This is a genomic window from Pelomonas parva (genome assembly GCF_043555835.1).
Lineage (GTDB): Bacteria > Pseudomonadota > Gammaproteobacteria > Burkholderiales > Burkholderiaceae_C > Pelomonas > Pelomonas parva.
The window spans coordinates 277,282-295,994 of sequence record NZ_JBIGHV010000001.1 but is presented as its reverse complement, the minus strand read 5'-3'; the positions used below and the strand labels follow the sequence as shown (position 1 = coordinate 295,994).

General features: G+C 67.0%; 17 protein-coding genes. 4 read left to right on the top strand and 13 right to left on the bottom strand.

Features of this window, described 5'->3' with window-relative positions; translation table 11 throughout:
* Window positions 1–4: 4 nt before the first annotated feature.
* Genes ACG00Y_RS01125 through ACG00Y_RS01110 form a run of 4 tightly spaced genes read left to right on the top strand, consistent with a single transcriptional unit; the run spans window position 5 to window position 5,377 of the window.
* Window positions 5–1,204 carry a glycosyltransferase family 4 protein gene (locus ACG00Y_RS01125; protein ID WP_419964746.1) on the top strand — a complete coding sequence of 400 codons (1,200 nt, stop codon included), beginning with the start codon at window positions 5–7 and terminating at the stop codon, window positions 1,202–1,204.
* On the top strand, window positions 1,197–2,510 hold the full coding sequence (locus tag ACG00Y_RS01120) for a putative O-glycosylation ligase, exosortase A system-associated (protein ID WP_394475419.1): 1,314 nt from the start codon (window positions 1,197–1,199) through the stop codon (window positions 2,508–2,510). Before ACG00Y_RS01125 ends, ACG00Y_RS01120 begins: the two co-directional genes overlap by 8 nt.
* Window positions 2,507–3,457, top strand: coding sequence for a polysaccharide deacetylase family protein (locus ACG00Y_RS01115; RefSeq protein WP_394475418.1), 951 nt, complete (start codon window positions 2,507–2,509; stop codon window positions 3,455–3,457). Before ACG00Y_RS01120 ends, ACG00Y_RS01115 begins: the two co-directional genes overlap by 4 nt.
* A gap of 9 nt (window positions 3,458–3,466) precedes the next feature.
* The gene (locus tag ACG00Y_RS01110) at window positions 3,467–5,377 is read left to right on the top strand and encodes an acyltransferase family protein (RefSeq protein WP_394475417.1); all 1,911 of its coding nucleotides are present in this window, start codon (window positions 3,467–3,469) and stop codon (window positions 5,375–5,377) included.
* On the opposite strand, the gene wecB is transcribed toward ACG00Y_RS01110, so the two are convergent.
* From wecB to ACG00Y_RS01045, 13 genes are all read right to left on the bottom strand, one after another.
* Entirely contained in the window at window positions 5,378–6,478 is a 1,101-nt protein-coding gene (gene wecB / locus ACG00Y_RS01105; protein WP_394475416.1) for a non-hydrolyzing UDP-N-acetylglucosamine 2-epimerase, read from the bottom strand.
* Window positions 6,479–6,499: 21 nt separating this feature from the next.
* Window positions 6,500–8,173, bottom strand: a complete 1,674-nt coding sequence (locus ACG00Y_RS01100) for an asparagine synthetase B family protein (protein ID WP_394475415.1) — start codon at window positions 8,171–8,173, stop codon at window positions 6,500–6,502.
* A gap of 40 nt (window positions 8,174–8,213) precedes the next feature.
* Complete coding sequence (locus ACG00Y_RS01095) at window positions 8,214–8,954, bottom strand: GNAT family N-acetyltransferase (protein ID WP_394475414.1); 741 nt, start codon at window positions 8,952–8,954, stop codon at window positions 8,214–8,216.
* A 14-nt stretch (window positions 8,955–8,968) separates the two neighbouring features.
* Window positions 8,969–9,934, bottom strand: a complete 966-nt coding sequence (locus tag ACG00Y_RS01090; RefSeq protein ID WP_394475413.1) for a glycosyltransferase family 2 protein — start codon at window positions 9,932–9,934, stop codon at window positions 8,969–8,971.
* 86 nt (window positions 9,935–10,020) lie between these two features.
* Complete coding sequence (locus ACG00Y_RS01085; protein WP_394475412.1) at window positions 10,021–11,070, bottom strand: glycosyltransferase family 4 protein; 1,050 nt, start codon at window positions 11,068–11,070, stop codon at window positions 10,021–10,023.
* 3 nt (window positions 11,071–11,073) lie between these two features.
* Window positions 11,074–12,546, bottom strand: coding sequence for a lipopolysaccharide biosynthesis protein (locus tag ACG00Y_RS01080; protein WP_394475411.1), 1,473 nt, complete (start codon window positions 12,544–12,546; stop codon window positions 11,074–11,076).
* The gene (locus tag ACG00Y_RS01075) at window positions 12,543–13,751 is read right to left on the bottom strand and encodes a glycosyltransferase family 4 protein (RefSeq protein WP_394475410.1); all 1,209 of its coding nucleotides are present in this window, start codon (window positions 13,749–13,751) and stop codon (window positions 12,543–12,545) included. The genes ACG00Y_RS01080 and ACG00Y_RS01075 overlap by 4 nt, the downstream gene beginning before the upstream one ends.
* Entirely contained in the window at window positions 13,748–14,704 is a 957-nt protein-coding gene (locus tag ACG00Y_RS01070; protein WP_394475409.1) for a glycosyltransferase family 2 protein, read from the bottom strand. The genes ACG00Y_RS01075 and ACG00Y_RS01070 overlap by 4 nt, the downstream gene beginning before the upstream one ends.
* A gap of 82 nt (window positions 14,705–14,786) precedes the next feature.
* Window positions 14,787–16,040: a glycosyltransferase gene (locus tag ACG00Y_RS01065; RefSeq protein WP_394476168.1), complete on the bottom strand. Its 1,254-nt coding sequence runs from the start codon at window positions 16,038–16,040 to the stop codon at window positions 14,787–14,789.
* A gap of 2 nt (window positions 16,041–16,042) precedes the next feature.
* The gene (locus ACG00Y_RS01060) at window positions 16,043–16,735 is read right to left on the bottom strand and encodes a hypothetical protein (protein WP_394475408.1); all 693 of its coding nucleotides are present in this window, start codon (window positions 16,733–16,735) and stop codon (window positions 16,043–16,045) included.
* Complete coding sequence (locus ACG00Y_RS01055) at window positions 16,735–17,580, bottom strand: hydrolase 1, exosortase A system-associated (protein ID WP_394475407.1); 846 nt, start codon at window positions 17,578–17,580, stop codon at window positions 16,735–16,737. The genes ACG00Y_RS01060 and ACG00Y_RS01055 overlap by 1 nt, the downstream gene beginning before the upstream one ends.
* A complete protein-coding gene (locus tag ACG00Y_RS01050; RefSeq protein ID WP_394475406.1) occupies window positions 17,577–18,383 on the bottom strand; it encodes a hydrolase 2, exosortase A system-associated in 807 nt (268 codons plus the stop codon). Before ACG00Y_RS01050 ends, ACG00Y_RS01055 begins: the two co-directional genes overlap by 4 nt.
* Window positions 18,380–18,637 carry a phosphopantetheine-binding protein gene (locus ACG00Y_RS01045; RefSeq protein WP_394475405.1) on the bottom strand — a complete coding sequence of 86 codons (258 nt, stop codon included), beginning with the start codon at window positions 18,635–18,637 and terminating at the stop codon, window positions 18,380–18,382. The genes ACG00Y_RS01050 and ACG00Y_RS01045 overlap by 4 nt, the downstream gene beginning before the upstream one ends.
* Window positions 18,638–18,713 lie beyond the last annotated feature (76 nt).

The window sequence follows — 18,713 nt, the reverse complement described above, 5'->3', positions numbered from 1 at the left end:
GCAGTTGAAGGTACTGACCTTCTCGACGCTGTTCCCCAGCAGCGTGCGGCCCAACCATGGCATCTTCGTCGAGACGCGGCTGCGCGAGCTGATCAAGAGCGGCCAGGTCGAGTCGCGCGTCGTGGCGCCGGTGCCGTGGTTCCCGTCGAGCAACCCGCGCTGGGGCGAGTACGCGAAGTTCGCGGCGACACCGGCGCGCGAGCAGCGCAACGGCATCGACGTGCGCCATCCGCGCTATCTGCTGGCACCCAAGGTCGGCATGACCTCGGCGCCGTTGACGCTGGCGCTGGGCGCGCGGGCGGCGGTGCAGCAGTTGATCGACGAGGGCTTCGACTTCGATGTCATCGATGCCCATTACTACTACCCCGACGGCGTGGCGGCGGCCTTGTTGGCCAAGTGGTTCGACAAGCCGCTGACGATCACGGCCCGCGGCACCGACCTCAACCTGATCCCGCAGCACATGCTGCCCAGGCGCATGATCCAGTGGGCCGCCCGCCGCGCCGCCGCCTCCATCGGCGTCTGTGCGGCGCTGATGGAAGTGCTGCGTGGCTGGGGCCATGACCCGGCGCGCCTGCATGTGCTGCGCAATGGCGTGGACCTGGAGCGCTTCAGGCCCTGGCCCCAGACCGACATGCGCGCGGAGCTGGGCGTCTCGGGCGAGCCGCTGCTGCTGTCGGTGGGCCACCTGATCGAACGCAAGGGCCATCACGTCGCCATCGAGGCGCTGGCGGAGATCGTCAAGCAGCGCCCCGGCGCACGTCTGGTCATCATCGGCGAGGGGGAGGAGCGGGCGGCGCTCACCGCGCTGGCCGTGCGCCTGGGTGTGGCTGACCAGGTGCGGCTGACCGGTTCGTTGCCCAACACCGAACTGCCCAAGTGGTACAGCGCCGCAGACGCGCTGCTGCTGTGCTCCAGCCGAGAGGGCTGGGCCAACGTGTTGCTGGAGTCGATGGCCTGCGGGACACCGGTCGTGGCCACCGACATCTGGGGAACGCCCGAGGTGGTGGCGCTTCCGGAAGCGGGCCGCCTGGTGGCGCGCCGTGATGGTGCCTCGTTCGCGGCTGCAACCAGAGACCTGCTCGCCGCTGACGTGGATTGTGCTGCCACCCGCCGGTATGCTGAAGGCTTCAGCTGGCAAGCCACGACGGACGGCCAGCTGGCGCTTTTCGACCGCGTGACCAGGGAGGCGCGCCGCGATGCGTGACCTCGCGCTGCTCGTCATCATCGGCTGGTGCTTCCTGCAGGCCTTCCGCCGGCCCTGGATTGGCATCCTCGGATGGACTTGGCTCAGCATCATGAACCCCCACCAGCTCAGCTGGACGTTGAGCACGATGCCCTTCGCGGCGGCCATCGGCGGCGCGACGTTGCTGGGGCTGTTCATGACCAAGGATCGTCGCGACTACTCGCAAAGCCGCGAGGGCATCGTGCTTCTCCTGTTCATGGCGTGGATGTGCATCACGCTGCCGTTTTCCATCATCTTCAGCGATTCGTTCGACCTGTGGAAACGAGTCATGAAGATCGATTTAATGATCCTGGTGGCCATGGTGCTGATACACAGCAAGCGCCACATCATGTTGCTGGCCTGGGTGCTGGTCTTCTCCATCGGCTTCTACGGCGTCAAGGGCGGCGCATTCACACTGGCCACGGGGGGCAGCTACCGCGTCTGGGGGCCGGAGAGCACCTACATCGAAGGCAACAATGAGATCGCGCTGGCCATCGTCATCGTCATTCCGCTGATGCGCTTTCTGCAGATGCAGATGCAGGCCAAGTGGGCCAAGACGACGATGACCGTCTGCATGGCGCTGATGGCCATGGCAGCACTGGGCAGCCACTCGCGAGGCGCGCTGCTAGCTCTCGTGGCCATGGGGCTGGTGCTGTGGTGGCGGGGCAAGAACAAGCTGCTGGGAGCTGTCGTGCTGCTAGTGCTGGGCGCGGTGATGCTGTCCATGATGCCGCAGGAGTGGTGGGACCGCATGAACACCATCAAGACCTACGAGCAGGACGACTCGGCACTGGGCCGCATCAACGCCTGGCACATGGCCTACAACCTGGCCACAGACAGGATTTTTGGCGGCGGTTTTATGGTTTCGTCGCCCGGCGTGTTTGCGATCTACGCTCCTGAACCCGGTCGCGTGCATGCTGCACACAGCATCTATTTCATGGTGCTGGGCGAGCACGGCTTCATTGGCCTGTTTCTGTACCTAACGCTGTTCACGATGGTTTTCCTCTCGGCCGGCCACTTGCGAGTGAAGGGCGTTGCCCAGCCCGAAACGCGCTGGTTGTCCGACCTCGGCAGCATGCTGCAGGTCAGCTTGGCCGGCTTTGCGGTGGGCGGCGCCTTCCTGTCCCTGACCTACTGGGACCTGCCCTACAACCTGCTCATCCTGGCCGTCGCCGGGAGGCGCTGGCTGGCGCGCAAGGAATGGGCGCATGAGAAGGAAGAGCCGCTGATCTGGTGGCCTGAGTTCATTAAAAAGCGCTTTGCCAAGAAGAGGGCGGCCTTGCCATGAAGCCACTGTTTTCGTGGTTGTCGCCGGCCGGCGCGTCGGGCCGGCTCAGCGTGCTGATCTTCCACCGCGTGCTGCGCGAGCCCGATCCGTTGTTTCCGGAAGAGGTCGATGCCACCCGCTTCGACGAACTGCTGGGCTGGGTCAAGTCCTGGTTCAACGTGCTGCCCATGGATGAGGCGGCACGCCGCCTGCAGGACGGCAGCCTGCCTGCACGCGCCGCAGCCCTGACGTTCGATGACGGCTATACCGACAACCACGACGTCGCACTACCGCTGCTGCAGCGGCATGGCCTGCCATGCAGCTTCTTCGTTGCCACCGGTTTCCTGAACGGTGGCCGCATGTGGAACGACACGCTGATCGAGGCGGTGCGTCGCAGCACACTGCCCATGCTCGATCTGCGCGGCCTGCGCGATGCACAGGGCGCAGACCTTGGCCAGCATGGGCTGTCCAATCGCCGCGCGCTGCTGCAAGCCTTGATACCGCGGGTCAAGTACCTGGTGCCCGAGCAGCGTCAGGTCTGCGTGGATGCGATTGCCGCGAGAGCCGAATCGGTGCTGCCCGACGACTTGATGATGAGTTCGGGCCAGGTGCGTGCGCTGCGTGCGGCCGGCATGCAGATCGGTGCGCACACGGTCAGCCATCCCATCCTGGCGACGCTGTCGCCGCAGCAGGCTGCTGACGAAATGGCCCGCAGCCGCGACATGCTGCAGTCTCTGCTGGGTGAGCGCGTCGGCCTGTTCGCGTATCCGAATGGCAGGCCGGGCACGGACTATCTCCCCGACGTGCACCCGGGCTTGGTGCGTGAACTCGGCTTCGACGCCGCAGTGTCCACGCGATGGGCTGCAGCCCGGCAGGGAGAGGATGTCTTCCAGATTCCGCGGTTCACTCCCTGGGACCGAAGCCGTTCAAAGTTCGCGCTGAGACTGGCGAAGAATCTGTTGAGTTGAAGGTTGCACATGCGGTTTCGTCCCGACATCGAGGGCTTGCGCGCGTTGGCCATCGTGCCCGTGGTGGTCTTCCATGCGTGGCCTGCGGTGCTGCCCGGCGGCTATGTGGGCGTGGATGTCTTCTTCGTTATCTCCGGCTACCTCATCACCAGCCTGTTGCTGCAGCGGTTGGAGAATGGCAGTTTCAGCATCGGCGCCTTCTACAGCGCGCGCATACGCCGCATCTTCCCGGCGTTGTTCGTGATGCTGGCGGCTGTGGCGGCAGCGTCCTGGCTGTTGCTCACGCCCTCCGCGCGGGTTGAGTTCGCGCGCACCTTGGGGGCGACGGCGGTGTTCGCGTCCAATCTGGAGCTGTATCGAACGACCGGCTACTTTGACGGCGCCACCGACCTTAAGCCGCTGGTGCACACCTGGTCGCTCGCGGTGGAGGAGCAGTACTACATCTTCTTCCCGCTGCTGCTCGCGGCGCTGTACCGTCGCGCACGCGGTGCCATTGGCTGGGTGCTGGCGGCGGTGGGGTTGGCCTCGCTCGCCTACTCGCAGTGGCTGCTGGCGAGTGACGGCCCGCTGGCCTTCTACTCGGCGTTGTCGCGCACCTTCGAGCTGATGGTGGGTTCACTGCTGGCGGTGCGGGTCGCGGGCGGGGGGGCGCCATGGCCCGCAGGGGTTCGACAGGCCTTGGGCGTGGGCGGTGTCGCAGCCATCGTTTCGGCTTGTGTGCTGTTGAAACCGGACTCCGCTTTCCCAGGGCTGGCAGCGCTATGGCCTTGCCTCGGCGCTGCGGCATTGATCGAGGCCGGGCGCGGACAAACGCTGGCCAGCCGCATGCTGGCCCTGCCGCCGCTGCGCTGGGTAGGTGCTCTGAGCTTCTCGCTCTACCTCTGGCACTGGCCGCTGCTGGTGTTTGCGCGTCATGGACTGATGGGCCATCCGAGCGCGATGCAGGCGGCAGTGGCCGTCGCGCTGGCGGTCGCCCTGGCGTGGGTGTCGCTGCGTTGGGTCGAGATGCCGCTGCGGCGGGCTGACTGGCCCGAGCGTCGCTGGCTACTTTCGGGGGCGGCTGCCAGCGGCGTTTGCTTGCTGGTGGCCCTGGGCCTCTGGTGGAGTTCGCATCGTGCCAGCAGGACTCCAACGCCCGTGAACGCGTTGCTGGCGGCAGTTAAGGACCACAGCCCGTCACGGACGCGCTGCCATGCTGCCTCGCAGGCGCAGATCGCCTATGAAGGCCGCTGCCAGGTCGGCCAACCCGATGCTAGGCACCAGTTGGTCGTCTGGGGTGACAGCCATGGCATCGAGGTGGGCGAGGCGCTGGGGGCGCTGATCAGCCAAAGGCCGGCAGACCAGCAGCCGCTTCGCAGTCTCGCCCTGCTGACCGCCTCGCGCTGCCCGCCTGCCGTGGGGTATGTGCCTTCGGGCGTGTCCTATTGCCGGATGCGCAATGAAGCAGTGTTGGCCGGTCTGTTGGCCGATGCGCGCGCTGATCGCGTGTTGATCGCCGGCCGTACATCGCTCTACATGAGCGATGCCTCCGAAGCGGCGGAGTTCGAGCAAGGGCTGCAGCGGGCGGTGCAGGCGTTGGCCCAGGCAGGAAAGAAGGTCTGGCTGCTCGATCCCGTGCCGACCTATGAGTACTCAGTGCCCGCTGCGCTGGCGCAGCGTCAACGCTTCGGTTGGAGCCTTGAGGACTTTGGCATGCCGCGAGAGGACTACCTGCGACGTGAAGGACCCGCGCTGGCCTTGCTGGCACGCGTCGCCGCTGCCACCGGTGCGCGGCGCATCGACGTGGCGGGGGTGTTGTGTGCAGAGCGCTGTGCGGTCATCAGCACCGAAGGGCTTCCGCTGTACTTCGACGACAACCATGTCAGCATGGCTGGCGCGAGGCTGCTGGTGAGGCAGGCCTTGCAGCCTCTGGTCGACTAGTCAGGCGCCCAGCCGTTCGGCCAGGATGGCCACGATGCGCTCGGCTGCCTTGCCGTCCCACAGCGCTGGGCGGCGGCCCTTCTTGCCTTGGCCGGACAGCACCGTGCGGCAGGCGGCGAGAACCGTCGCAGGGTCGGTGCCGGCGAGCACATTGCTGCCCTCGTCCACGGTGACCGGTCGTTCGGTGGTTTCGCGCATCGTCACGCAGGGCACGCCCAGCGCCGTGGTTTCCTCTTGCAGGCCGCCGCTGTCGGTCAGCACAAGGGCTGCATCACGCCACAGGTTCAAGAAGGCCATGTAAGGCTGCGGGGACAGCAGATGCACGTTCTTGCCGACGTCGATGCCATGTACTTCAAGGCCTTTGCGCGTGCGCGGGTGCATCGGGAAGACGATGGGAATGTCCTCGGCCAGCGCATTGACCACGCCGAGGGCCCGGCGCAGGTTGGCTTCGCCATCGACGTTGCTGGGGCGGTGCAGCGTGACCACCGCATAGCTGCCCAGTTGGTCCTTCAGCGCGTCGGGCTGTGGATGGGCGACGAGCTTGGCCTGCTGGTACAGCAGGTTGTCCACCATCACATGGCCCACGTCGTATAGGCGATCAGCCGGCTTCCCCTCACGCTCCAGGTGCATGCGGCCGGAGGGCTCCGTGATGAAGAACCAGTCGGTGATGGCGTCGGTGACGAGCCGGTTGATCTCCTCGGGCATCAACTGGTCGCCGCTGCGCAGGCCGGCTTCGACATGGGCCACGGGAATGCCGGCCTTCTTGGCGACCAGCGCGCAGGCCAGCGTCGAGGTCACATCGCCCACGACCACGCAGCAGTCCGGCCGGGAGCTTTGCAGCAGTTGCTCGTAGGCCAGCATGATCTTGCCGGTCTGCTCAGCCTGCGTGCCGCCGCCGCAGCCCAGGCGCACATCTGGCTGCGGGATGCCGAGTTCCTCGAAGAACACGTCGTTCATGTCGCGGTCGAAGTGCTGGCCCGTGTGGACCAGCTCGAAGCGCAGCCGCCCGTCCTGCTGCAGCGCACGCACCATGGGCGCGATCTTCATGAAGTTCGGGCGCGCACCTGCGATCAGGTGGAGCAGGGGGCGGGCGTGGGGCATGTCAGCGTGTTCTGAGGGTTGTCAGGCGATCCGGTAGTCGGGGGCATGGCGGCGCAGCCATTGCTCCAGCATCATCAGTATCCAGACCATCTCGCCATAGTAGCCCGCGTGTTCCTTGAGCCTGTGCGTGAGCAGGCCCTCGATGAACGCCGGGCGGATGATGCCGCGCGCCGCCACGGCGCGCAGCGATTCGGTGGCCAGCGCATTCAGCGCCGCATCCTTGACCGCCCAAGGACCGAAGGGGAGGCCGAAGCCGTGCTTCTTCTTCGTCAGGATCTCGTCTGGCAGCAGGCCGCGCAGCGCTTCCTTAAAGAACCAGCGCAGCTTGAGCCCCTTGAGTTTGTAGTGAGTCGGCAGCTTCAGCGAGAAGTCCAGCAGCCGCGTGTCCAGCAGCGGGAAGCCGACCTCGACACCGGCCAGGCCGGTGGTGCCGACCACCTTGGGCAGGTCGTTCTCGGCCAGCGTGTAGCGCCAGTCGAAGGTCAGCATCTGGTTGACGAGGCTGGCGTCATGCGGGCCGGCCGCCCAGGTGGCTCGCTGGTGCTCGCGCGGCTCGTTGGCGTTCACGGAGGCGAGGAAGGCCGGCGTGAAGACTTCGTCCAGGCCAAGGCGATCGAGCAGGTTGTAGCTCTGCATGCGATCGGGCATTGGGGCACGGGCCTGCCGGATGTAGCTGGTGCCCTTCTTCAGGAGCGGGATGCTGCCGACCAAAGGGTTCAGGAACAGCGGGTCGCCGATGGCGCGCAAGGCGGCCGGCGCACGGTGGTAGAAGTCGAAGACGCTCTCCTTGGCGTAGCGCACGTTGCCACCGAAAAGCTCGTCGCCCCCGTCACCCGCCAGCATGCGGGTATGGCCGTCGGCGCGTGCCTTGCTGGCGCAGTAGAAGGCCGGTACGGCGGAGGAGTTGCCGAAGGGCTGGTCGTAGTGCGCGGCGACGTCCGGGATGGCCTTCACCAGGTCGGCCGGAGTCACGTAGTACTCATGATGGTCAGCGCCGAACGCCTTTGCCGCGATGCGTGCGTAGGCCATTTCGTCGTAGCCCTCGGCTTCGAAGCCGATGGAGTAGCTCGCGGGCGGGCAGTCGGTGGCCTGGCGCATCAGGCCGCAGACGGTGGAGCTGTCGGTGCCGCCGGACAGGAAGCAGGCGGTCTTGCCGTCACCGGTGAGCCGATCCGTCACCGCGTCGCGCAGGATGCCGCGGAACTCGTCGCGCAACGTGTCGAAATCGGGGGCAGCCTGTTCCGCGAACTGCGGCGTCCAGTAAGGAGCGACCGTCAGCCGGCCGTTCTCGAACAGCGCGTAGTGCGCGGGCGGCAGCCTGAAGATGCCCGTGTAGATGGTGCGTGGCGACGGAATGCAGTGGTGGAACAGGTAGTCGAAGACGGCCTGCGTGTCGATGTCGCGGATGTTGAGGCGACGGGCCAGTTCGTCGGCGCGGGTGGCGTAGTGCAGCCGACCGTCGTGCACGGCGTAGCACAGGCTGTGGATCGCGAAGCGGTCGATGGCCAGCCAGGTGCCGCCTTGGGGCAGCGGCAGAGCGACGGCGAATTCTCCCCCCACCTGGGCCGCGCAGGCCGGGCCATGCGTGGCATAGGCTTGCTGCCAGGTTGCCAGCGCGTCTTCGGCGATGGGCCGGTTGAAGCGAGGAGTGCCGGCAGCAAAGGCGGTGTCGAGGGCGATGGAATTCGCGTGCATGTCAGTTGGGTGGATTCCTGCGAAGGCATGAGGCTGGTGTCTACCCATGTCGACTGAACCGACGGTAGCGTCGGCGGTGCTCCGGAGCGGCCGGCAATGATATTTGCGGAACTGCGTGTTCACCGCTTGAAAAGTGGAAGAACGCGGGCGAGGAGGACAGCGTCAACTGCCAGGTGCGTCCTTTCAGGAAGCACGCGGCGCCGATCGGGAATGCGCCGAGCCGGGCGTGGGCGTTGATCGATCCGGCGTTGAACGCCGAGATCCTGCTGACGCTCCAGCAGACGTCCTGATCCCGCAGGTACTGGTTGGCCGTGTCCCAGAGACGCGCGAACGCGAAGCTGCTGCGGTAGGCCGGCTCTATGTGGACGTCAAAGTCCCAGATCGCGCGCCTAGCGGGGAGCGGTGTGAACAGGCAGCGAACTTCGTCTTCCCGATAGCTGCCCGCCTGCAACCAGAGAAAGCCGACGAATTCGCCGTTCTTGGTCGCCAGGAAGCAGATTGCATCGTTGTCGAACCGATCGGCGATCACCTGCGACGGTCGCGGGAAGGCGCTGACCAGCGGATGCTGCCGGGCGATGCGCTCCACCACGATGCTGGCGCCCCGGTTCTTCGGCAGCAGCGGCGCCGAGGGAATCGGCTGGGAGACGAAGTAGTACTTGCGCAACTCCGCGCGGCCCAGGCTCAGAGCCTGGATGGCGCGGGCCGCCACGTAGACGCAGCCATCAGCCCAGCCGATGCTGCGAACAATGCCGGTCAGGCGGTCTTTGATTCTTCTTAGCATGGGTTGGGCCTGCCTCACCTGCGCAGGAGCCAGCGCCCGCTGCGCTCGGCAAGCAGCTTGGCCGCCAGCAGGTTGGGCCTGAGCTTGAAGGACTGCCAGGCGTAGCCCAGGCAGGCCGATGCCTCGCCGAATCGTGTGCAGGCCAGCCGGTAGGCCATGCGCGAACGCAGCGCACGATGGTGTGCCAGTTCTTGCGCGTTCAGCATCTTCTCGAAGCGCGTTGCCGCAGCCTCGTGGACATCGACTGCCTCTTGGTCCACGACGTGCTTGCGCGAAGACAGCGAATCGGGGCTGGAGAAGTAGACGGACAGCGGCTCGTCCAGGTAGCGCACGCACAGTCGCGCAGCCAGGCGCATCCACAGGTCGATGTCGTCCACGACCCGGTAGCGCGGATCGAAGAAGTGTTGCTCCTGCTGCAGGCTGCTGCGCCGGATGGCCACCGAGATGGTCGCCATGCCGGTGTCGATCCCGCCGCACATGCAGCCGATGAAGCGCTGGCAGTCGTACAAGCCGGCCTCGATGGGTTGCAGGTAGGCGCTGGCCCGGGTGAGGAACTCGCGCTTGTCGTGCAGGTACCGGTAAGGCTGCGTGTCCCGATCGGTGTGCTCCACCCAGTAGTCTGAGAACAGCAGTTCGGTCTCGGGATGCTGGCGCAGGACTTCATCGAAGCGTTGGAGCTTCTCCGGGGTGTAGCAATCGTCCTGATCGCAGAAGACGATGAAATCCCCGCTGGCATTGTCGATGCCGACGTTCTTCGGCGCTGCCGGGCCACCGCTGTTCTTCGCCGTGCTGAGCAGCCTGATGCGGGCATCGCGTTGCGCAAACGCCTGCACCACGTCCCGGGTGTCATCGCTGGAATGGTCGTCCACCACGATGAACTCGAAGTCGCCGAAGGTCTGGGCCTGAATGCTCTCAATAGCCCGGCTGATGACTTTGGCGCCGTTGTAGGCCGGCATGATGATCGAGAAGCGAGTGGGCATGGCGGATTCGAAGGGTGGATGCCGGCGACGGATCGACAGGGGCCGCGTCCTGCCGGCCGGACGCGGGTTCTGGGGCGGGTGCGCAGCTAGCCCGTGCGACGGGGGCCAGCGGTCATGGCCTGGCGGTAGATGGCCACCAACTGCGACGCGACCTCGTCCCAGCTGAGATGCTTGACCGCCGCTCGGCAGTGCGCGGCCCCAGGCGGATGCGCCAGCAACTGATCAATGGCGGCGCGTATCGCGGCGGCGTCGTTGGGATCGACCTCGCTCAGGCAAGCCGACATGCCCTGCGTGCTCATGCCATGGTTTCTTGTCATCACGGCTGGCACACCGGCAGCCAGAGATTCCAGGACCACCAGCGGCATCACTTCCGATTGACTCACCAGCGCCATCACGCCGGCACCCGCATACAGGCTGGGCAGCAGCGGGTCGTCGTAGCGCAGGGCGCCGAGATGGCGCGTGTATGGCAGCGCCAGCACGTCCTTCAGGTAGCCCTCGTCGGCCGTCAGGCATTGCCCGGCCAGCACGAGCTGCAGGCCAGAGCCTTGCAGCGCACGGGCCAGGCCCAGCTGGTTCTTGTGCGGGTTGATGCTGCCCACGCACAGCACGTAGCCCGGCTGCAGCCCGTAGTGCGCCAGTGAGGCATCGGGCGTCGCCGAGAAGAAGCGCTGGGAAATGCCGTTGGGCACCTCGGTGATCTTGCTGGCAGGGACCTGGAAAGCGTCCTGCAAGGCTACGGTTTCGAGTGGGCCCAGGGAGGCGCAGTGCTCGGCCCAGTGCAGGCAGCGCCACATCTGCGAGTACTCCGTTGCGACGTTCCAGCCGGTGAGTCGCCCGAGCAGCCTGCCCAGCCAGCGTGCCTTCAGGCCCAGCGAACGGGTCCAGTAGCTCCTGACCAGCGGCGATACCACGACCGGCACTCCCAGGTCCTGCGCGCGTCGCACGATGGTGTAGTTGCCGTGCACGCAGGCAAATACATGCACCAGGTCGAAGTCGCTGAACTTGTCGCGTGTGGGATCGATCAACACCATGTCGTGGCCGGCGCGGCGGACGGCATCGATGGTTTCCAGCATCTGAATCTGCAGGCCACCGATGGCCTGGAACAGCGCGGGGTAGGAAATCGCAGCAATCCGCATGGGCTATTGACGAGGTTTGTTGGCGAGTCTGCTGCCGCGAGCCAGGGCTCGCCAGCGGCCAGCCAGGTCGAGGTCCATGGCCAACGGGTGGCGCAGCAGGTGCAGCATGGCGAGCCAGGCGATGGCGGTCACCGCGGCGTTCACGCCGAGCCGGACGATGCCGGCCTGGTCGGCCATCGCCATGGACAGCAACCAGGGCCCAAGCAGCGTCAACAGGGCGACGACGGCGCTGCGCACCAGGCCGTTGCCGAGTGCTGCCGTGTCTGTCTTCAGGCAGCGCTGCTTGAGGTGGTACAGCCAGGCGGGTTGCAGACAGAAGCTGAGGCAGTAGGCCCAGGCGCAGGCCAGCAGGCTCTGGAAGTGCAGCGCTGCGGCCACGATGAGCAGGGCGCGCAGCGGCTGGAAGACGAGTTCGGCCATCGTCGCGACATCGTTGCGCCCGATGGCCGTCAGCAGGCTGAGCACCAGGTTGGCGGTGCAGACCACGGCGCCCGCCAGACAGAAGACCGGGACCAGCGGTGCCGCTGCATCCCATTGCGGCCCGAACAGCAGGCGCAGCACTTCATGGGCGTGCAGGGCCAGGAAACCGTAGAACGGCCAGGCCAGCACCGTGATGCGGATGACGGCCGCCGTGTGGCGGGCATCCACGTCGCCGCCCTCGCGGTGCGTCTGCGCGAAGGCGGGGAACATGGCGCCGCGGATGGCGGCCATGAAGTCGCGGTGGAACAGGTTCATCAGCCCCTGGGCGCGGCTGCTGATGGCCACCGGCGCAGTGCCCAGCACGCGGCCAACGACGAGGTCGTTGATATCCATGGCCACCGAGGTGACGATGCCGGCGGACACCGACTGGGCGCCGAAGCGCGCGATGGGCCGCCACGCCTTCAGGGCCGGGCGCATGAAGCGCTTGCGCCCCCGCGCCCACCAAGCACCGAAACCCGTGACGGCGTTGTTGGCGACCGATCCGATGGCCATGCACACCGGACCCCAGTCCGCCCAGGCGCCGCCCACGGTGATCGCTGTGGCGCAAACGGCGGCGGTCAGGTTCACCCCCATCAGCGCGCGAAACCGCATGTCCCGCCGCAGCAGAGACAGCGAGATCGTGCAGAACGGCAGGATCAGGAAGTTAAAGGCCACGACACGCATCAGCACGGCGAGCCGCTCGCTGCGGTAGAACTCGCCCACCCAGGGTGCCACGCTGAAGACCACGGCGAACAGCGCGACGCCGATCAGCAGCGCCATGCCGAAGGCGGAGCGCACCGTGTCCTCGTCGAGCTCCGCCTTCTGGATCAGGTAGCTGCCCACCCCGAAATCTCGCAGCACCTGGGCAATGCCGATGGCGGCCAGCGTGATCGAGTAGTCACCGATCTCTTGCGGCGTCAGCAACCGGGCCAGCGCCATGCTGCTGCCGAACGCGAGCAGCACGGAAAAGTAGCGCTCGACCAGGGAGAAGAACAGCGCCAGCCGCAACTGCTTCATCGCTGGGGAACCGGTGAGTCGTGCGTCGGCGTTCTGCCGCTGGCGGGCAGGACGGTGTCGTAGAAGCTGCCGAGGCGCTGCTGCCAGATCGTGCGGTCGAAATGCTCGCGTGCCGCTTGCTCACCGGTGCGGCCGAGTGCCTGGCGGTGAGCGGAATCCGACAGCAGCTCGATGAGCGCGCGCGTGGTTCCTTCGACGTCGTTGTAGGCGACGAGGCGCCCGGTTCCCGCCGTCTCCAGCACGTCGCGGGAGCCGGGCACGTCGGAGCAGATCACGGCGACACCACTGGCCATGGCCTCCACCGTGGAGATGCCGAAGCCCTCCTGCCGGCTCAGCAGCAGGTGCACGTCCAGGCCGGGATAGATGAGTTCCGGTGCCGGCGTAAACGGCAGGTGTCGGATGCGTGAGGTCAGCCCCAGCTTTTGCGCCAAGGCCTTGACCTCGGCCTCCAGCCCACCGCTGCCGACGTACACCAGGTAGGTGTTCGGTACCACGCGGCTGACCTGCTCGAAGCAGCGCAGCACGGTCAGCGGTTCCTTCTGCTTGTCCAGCCGGGCGATGGAGCCTAGCACCAGGGCGTCGTCAGGCAGGTCCAGTTGGGCTCGCGCCTGTCGCCGGCGTTCTTCTGAGAAGTGGAAGCGCCGCGTGTCGACGAAGTTGTGGATGACGGTCTGCGCGGTCGTGGTCGCGATGAACTCGCCGTAGTTCGCCTGGAAGGCTGCCAGCGCGCTGCGCGACACGCCGTAGATGCCCCGCACGCTGCGGAAAGCCTCGCGCATCAGCCGTGCCGACCAGGGCGGCAACGCGGCCACCGGGAAGGTGTTGTGCACGCTGATCACACTGGGGATGCCGGCACGGTCGGCCAGCCACAGCCGCGAGCCACCGGTGTGGGTCCAGGCATAGGCGACGTGGACCAGGTCGGGCGCGAGGTCCCTGAGCTGGCGGAGGTGGTAGGTGCAGGCCCAGAGCTTGCGCAGGCGGCGATAGCGCCATTCCTCGAAGAAGGGCGGCGGCGAGAACTCGGCCGTCTGAAGGCCGCTTTGCCGCAGCCCTTGCAGCCAGGGCTGCAGGCCCGGAAACGGGGAGATGGCCAGCATCGGCTCGGTCCCGCAGGACTGGAGCTGCCGGGCCTCGTCGGCCAGGCGCAGTTCCAGGCCGCCGAGCTGCCCCGAGAGGCTGGTCAGCAGGATGCGCGGCGCACTCATTTCGCCGTGGCGGTGGGCAGAGGCTGGCTGCGCCGCGTCTGCCACCACTGGGCAAAGTAGCCGCGCAGGAAGGACTTCTCCCAGTCATGGGCAAAGGCGTCGTCGGCACGGTTGCGCAGCCGCAGCAGCAGCGCCCGGCAGGCATGGTCGAGGTAGGACCTGAACCGCCACCGAGGCATGCCGAGCAGGGTTGGCCCGTTGAACTTCTCGGCGCCACTGACGTACTGGTTCCAGGCATTGCGGCCGAAGCGGTAGGCGCGCTGCACCACCCACTGCTTGCTCATCTGACCCGGCCGGATGATGTGCTGCACCTTGGCATCCGGCGCGAAGTAGCAGCGGTGGCCGTTCCTGTGCGCCCGGAGGTTGAACTCGGTCTCGCTGCCCATGATGTACTGGCCGGAACTCGGTCCGATGGCCTCGTTGAAGCGCAGGCCCGCGTCGAACACCGAGCGGCGGACCATCATGTTGGGGCCCCAGATCAGGCCAGGAAAGATTTCCCCGGCGGGCAGGTGGGAGGCCGTCAGCGCATAGGTGATGCCGAGCGGCGTCTGCTCGGTGATCCAGCGTGGCGGCGGGCTGGGCCAGTGGGGAATGATGTGGCCGCCGAAGATGTCGAAGCCAGGGTTCTCCGCCGCTGCTCGCTGCAGGGCGACCAGCCAGTTGGGGTCGGGCAGGACGTCGTCGTCGGTGAAGATGACCAGCTCGCCCCTGGCCAGTGGCAGGGCGGCGTTCAGCGCGCGGTTCTTGCCGCGCTCGCCGTGCCGGATCGCGGTCAGCGGCAGGTCCGCAGACGCGGTCCGCAGGATGTCGCCCGTTGCATCGCTGCTGTTGTTGTCGACCGCCACGATCTGCAGCTCCGTCCCTGGCGGCATCGTCAGTTCACGGAACTTGGCCAGCATGGCCGGCAAGGTCCCGGCGCCGTTGTGGGTGGAGAACACGACGGTGATGATCATGGTGTCTGCCCTGGAGCAAGGCCGGGTTGTCCGAGGACGCACGAAGCGCGCGCCCCGACGGGCAGTTGGTGCGGCGAGCCACTCATGCCAGCGCGTCCAGCCACCGGACCAGTTGTTCGCTGCGCGCCCAGCGCGAGGCGCCTGCCACGGCCTGGGGCGTGGGGGACAGGCGCAGGCCGGCGTCGCCGGTGCACAGGCGCTGCAGCAGCGTCGCGATCGCGGCCGCGTTGTCCAGCGGGGCCTGGTCGGCGACCCCCGCCTGGCGCAAGACCAGCGCGGTATCGCCCTCGGGCGCGGCCAGCGCCACGATCCTCGGGCCGGCGCGTAGATATTCATACACCTTGGCCGGCACCTGCGCGTTGCAGTTGGCGGCCTGCATTACCAGCAGCGCGTCGGCGCGCTGCATCTCCTCCAGGGCGGCGCGGTAGCCGATGGCGGGCATGACCTCGACCATGTCGCTGACCTGGTGCCGTGCGGCCAAGTCGGTGATGAGTTCCGCATGCACCGGCGCTCGGAAGCGGACGCGCAACTGCTGTGCCCCTAGGCCTTGCGAACGCAACTGGGCCAGCGCCTCGATGAGTTGGGTCGGGTCACGCTCCCAGGGATACACGATGCCGCTGTGCACCAGCGTGATGGCGCCGGGGTTCAGTGGCGCGCCGGCCTGCGCCGGCAGGTCGGCGAAACTGGCTTCGTCGTAGCCGTTCTCCATCAGCTCGATGTGCGCACCCGGATGGCGTTGCAGCATGTGCTGCCGTGTGCCGGGTGTCGTGACCGTGATGATCTGTGCCCGGGCGGCGATGCGCTCTTCCAGCGCACGCCACTGGGCACGTGTCTTCGGATCGGTGGGGTAGTCGGGCTGCATCATCGGATCGCGGAAGTCCGCGATCCAGGGCAGGCCCGAGTGCTGCGCAAGTGCGGCACCGATGACGTGGGCCGTGGGGATGGGGTAGGTGCTCCAGATGGCGTGGTGGGGCGTGCGGGCCAGCAGCTGTCTTCCGCGTCGTATGCCGTCAAGGCGCCAGGACGCCCAGCGGTCGGGGCGCGTCGTGAACGCCAGGTGCCTCCCGCCCAGCGACAGGTGACGGGCTGCATCGAGTGCGAAGGCGCGCTCCACATGCACCTGCGGCGGCAACTCGCGCAGCAGGTCATCGGCCACACGCTCGTAGGCACGAGGCTGGCAGGTCAGCACCGACACGTCCCAACCCAGCTCGGGCAGATGCTGCGCCAGGCGCAAGGTGCGCTGAATGCCGCTGGAGCCGGTGAGCGGCGGGAAGTGATAGGCGATCAGCAGCACCCGACGGCGCTGCGCGTTCTTCTTTGGCGAGCATTCGGGCATGTTCAAGGGGCAGATGCCGGTGCGGCAAGTTCGGGCGCCGATGCGGCATCGGCGGGTGGTTGTGCCGGCTCCTGCCAGCGGCCGACCGACTTGAGCCGCGCCTTCAGGTCGGTACGTTCCCAGCCATCGGCCATGGCCAGATGGCATTGCTTTAGCGCCTCGTCGTAGTTGCCAAGGTCGAACATCAGCATGCCGAGGTTGTTGCGCGTGATCGCGCTTAGTTCCGGTGCGCGCAGCAGCGGCTCTGCAGTCTTCAGTGCCTCTTCCTTGCGGCCCAGCCGGCCCAGGTAGTCGATGTAGATCAGTTGCGGCACTCGGTCATCCTGGCGGAAACGGAAGGCGCGATCGAAGTAGCAGTCGACCGTGTACTTCGTATGCGGCGGCTGCAGCCCCTTCAGCTTGACGGCCCAGTTGGCGAGCGCCAGCAGCGCCCGGTGGTGGTTGGGCGACGCCCGCAGTGTGTAGTCGATGTCGCCGCCCAGATAGCCGCTCTGGCCGCCGATCAGGCGTTCGACCTTGGCGGTGAAATGGTGCTCGTCGACGATCCTCAGCTTCTTGAAGCGTTCGGTCCGGTAGTCGAAAGGTCCGTAAGGGTTCCCCAGAGATCCGCAGGAGGACTCCAGCTGCGCATGGGCAGGGAGGCACAAGGCGCTGCAGAGCAGGCCCAAGGCGAGCGAGTGTCGTGCGAGCTTCATCACTGGGCAGGTCCATGTTGTAGCCATTCGACGATACAGGCATGAGCGGCGTCGAGGTGGCCGGAGGTGGACAGCGTGTGGTCGGCGCCTTCGAGGTCCACACGCCGGAGCGAAGGGCGCGCCAGTACGGCCAGCCAGCGCGGGGTCTGGGTTGCGTGGGCGACGAACTCTCGCGCGGTGTAGTCGTCGGTACTGAGCAGCAGCAGCATGGCGCCTGCGAAGCCCTCGGCTGCCGATGCCATGCGTTCCTGGAAGCTGCGCTGGTCGCCGGGTGCGGCGTCGCCGCGGGCCAGTTGCAGGTTGCGGCCCAAGGTGCGCAAGGCCTTCAGGCCGACGCCGCCCCGCAACAGCTTCAACCAGAAATCGTGCTGACGCAGGCGGTGCCAGTAGTAGTGCTTCACATGGGTCTGTGCCAGCGTCGTAGCTGAGCGCACCCATGGGTTGATCAGCACCAGGCCCGAGACCCGCGGGTCTCGGGTGGCGTTCAGGTAGAGCAGGGCGGCTGACGCTGCATCGCACAGCCCAGACAGCACGACCCGCTTCAAAGTCGGCCGGGCCGCGAGTAGCGCGTCGATGGCGGCGGCGATGTCCGCATCCACCTGCTGGAAGTCCCTCGCTTCGCCCGTGGCATCGCCCATGCCGCAGTAGTCGAAGCGCAGCGTCGGGAAGCCGTGGCGGGCGACATGGCGCGCCTGCAGCGTGAACTGCCGGTGGCTGCCGGCGCGGTACTGCGGGCCGCCGACGATGACGATGACGCCGGTGTCCGCGGCGTCAGCATCCGGCTCGGACAGGATGCCGATCAGGCGTTCGCCTTGGCAATCGAACGCCAGCACGGATTCCTTCACGACAACGCCTCCAGCGTGCGGTCGATCAGAACCGGGGCGACTTCGATCTCGCTGGTCGCCCAGAATGCCGGGCCCTGCACGACCTGCGGGCGCACCTGCCAGCCGTTGTCTTGCCAGCGCTTGATCACCGGCTCGCTGGCAGGCAGCAGCGATGCACTCTCGCGCGTGCTCAGCTCCAGCCATTCGAGACGTGCCGGCCGCGCCGGCGGGACCAGCTGAGCGGTGTCCAGCCCGGAGGCCATGGCGGCGTTCAGGGTGTAGCCGGCCACCTCGATCGACCGGCCGGCGGCCAGGTCAGTCTTCATCTGTTCCATCAACCCCTTGCCGACGCCGCCAGCCATGTCGGCCGCCAGCTTCAAGCGAAGGAACTGCTGCAGTGCCAGCTTGCCGCTGGGCATCGGCTGCCAGAACAGATGGTTCACAGGGCGTCCCCAGTCACCGGCGATCAGCAGGCAGCCGGCGCGCAGGCTCCAGAGCCAGACCGGCAGCCCGTCCGGGATACGGGCGTCCAGCGCCGCCAGCCCGAGCCGGACATCGGCCTGCCAGTCGGCCCAGCTCGCATCGCCGAAATCAGCCGACGAGTCGCCGCAGCCGCGCAGGTCGATCTGCAGCACCGCGTGTCCCGCTTCGGCCAGCGCGCGACAGGTGAGGGCTGCCATGCGCCGGGACTTGTTCATCTCCTCTGCAAACGGATGCAGATAGAGGATCTTGCTGCGCGCAGCGCCCGCAGGGGCGTGGAACAGGCAGAGCCGCTGCTCATCGTGGGCAGCGGGCAGAAAGAAGACGTCGGCGCGGGGAGTCAACCTAGGCGGGCCGCGACGAACCCGGCCAGGGACCCGACCGTGGCGAAGACGTCGCCATCGATGTCGTCGTCGTCGACCGTGATGCCGAGCTGTTCCTCCATGGCGGTGATCAGGCTGACCACCGCCATCGAATCCAGCTCGGGCAGTGCACCCAGCAGGGCGGTGTCGCTAGTGAAAGTCTGGGCGCGACCGTCCAGGCTAAGCACGTCGTCGAGAAGCCTCAGCACATGGCCGAGTACTTGGGCGTTGTCCATCCGTGGCCGTCCAAAAAGGTTAGCTCGCCAGTTTAGCTGCGGCCCCCCTCTGCCTCGGGGGCGCGTCCCCCGAGGC

Coding starts and splice junctions, on each gene's coding strand:
- ACG00Y_RS01070 (WP_394475409.1), bottom strand. CDS start 14,704: ATGATCATCACCGTCGTGTTCTCCACCCACAACGGCGCCGGGACCTTG.
- ACG00Y_RS01060 (WP_394475408.1), bottom strand. CDS start 16,735: ATGAAGCTCGCACGACACTCGCTCGCCTTGGGCCTGCTCTGCAGCGCC.
- ACG00Y_RS01115 (WP_394475418.1), top strand. CDS start 2,507: ATGAAGCCACTGTTTTCGTGGTTGTCGCCGGCCGGCGCGTCGGGCCGG.
- ACG00Y_RS01075 (WP_394475410.1), bottom strand. CDS start 13,751: ATGAGTGCGCCGCGCATCCTGCTGACCAGCCTCTCGGGGCAGCTCGGC.
- ACG00Y_RS01100 (WP_394475415.1), bottom strand. CDS start 8,173: ATGCACGCGAATTCCATCGCCCTCGACACCGCCTTTGCTGCCGGCACT.
- ACG00Y_RS01120 (WP_394475419.1), top strand. CDS start 1,197: ATGCGTGACCTCGCGCTGCTCGTCATCATCGGCTGGTGCTTCCTGCAG.
- ACG00Y_RS01085 (WP_394475412.1), bottom strand. CDS start 11,070: ATGCGGATTGCTGCGATTTCCTACCCCGCGCTGTTCCAGGCCATCGGT.
- ACG00Y_RS01065 (WP_394476168.1), bottom strand. CDS start 16,040: ATGCCCGAATGCTCGCCAAAGAAGAACGCGCAGCGCCGTCGGGTGCTG.
- ACG00Y_RS01045 (WP_394475405.1), bottom strand. CDS start 18,637: ATGGACAACGCCCAAGTACTCGGCCATGTGCTGAGGCTTCTCGACGAC.
- ACG00Y_RS01095 (WP_394475414.1), bottom strand. CDS start 8,954: ATGCTAAGAAGAATCAAAGACCGCCTGACCGGCATTGTTCGCAGCATC.
- ACG00Y_RS01090 (WP_394475413.1), bottom strand. CDS start 9,934: ATGCCCACTCGCTTCTCGATCATCATGCCGGCCTACAACGGCGCCAAA.
- ACG00Y_RS01110 (WP_394475417.1), top strand. CDS start 3,467: ATGCGGTTTCGTCCCGACATCGAGGGCTTGCGCGCGTTGGCCATCGTG.
- wecB (WP_394475416.1), bottom strand. CDS start 6,478: ATGCCCCACGCCCGCCCCCTGCTCCACCTGATCGCAGGTGCGCGCCCG.
- ACG00Y_RS01080 (WP_394475411.1), bottom strand. CDS start 12,546: ATGAAGCAGTTGCGGCTGGCGCTGTTCTTCTCCCTGGTCGAGCGCTAC.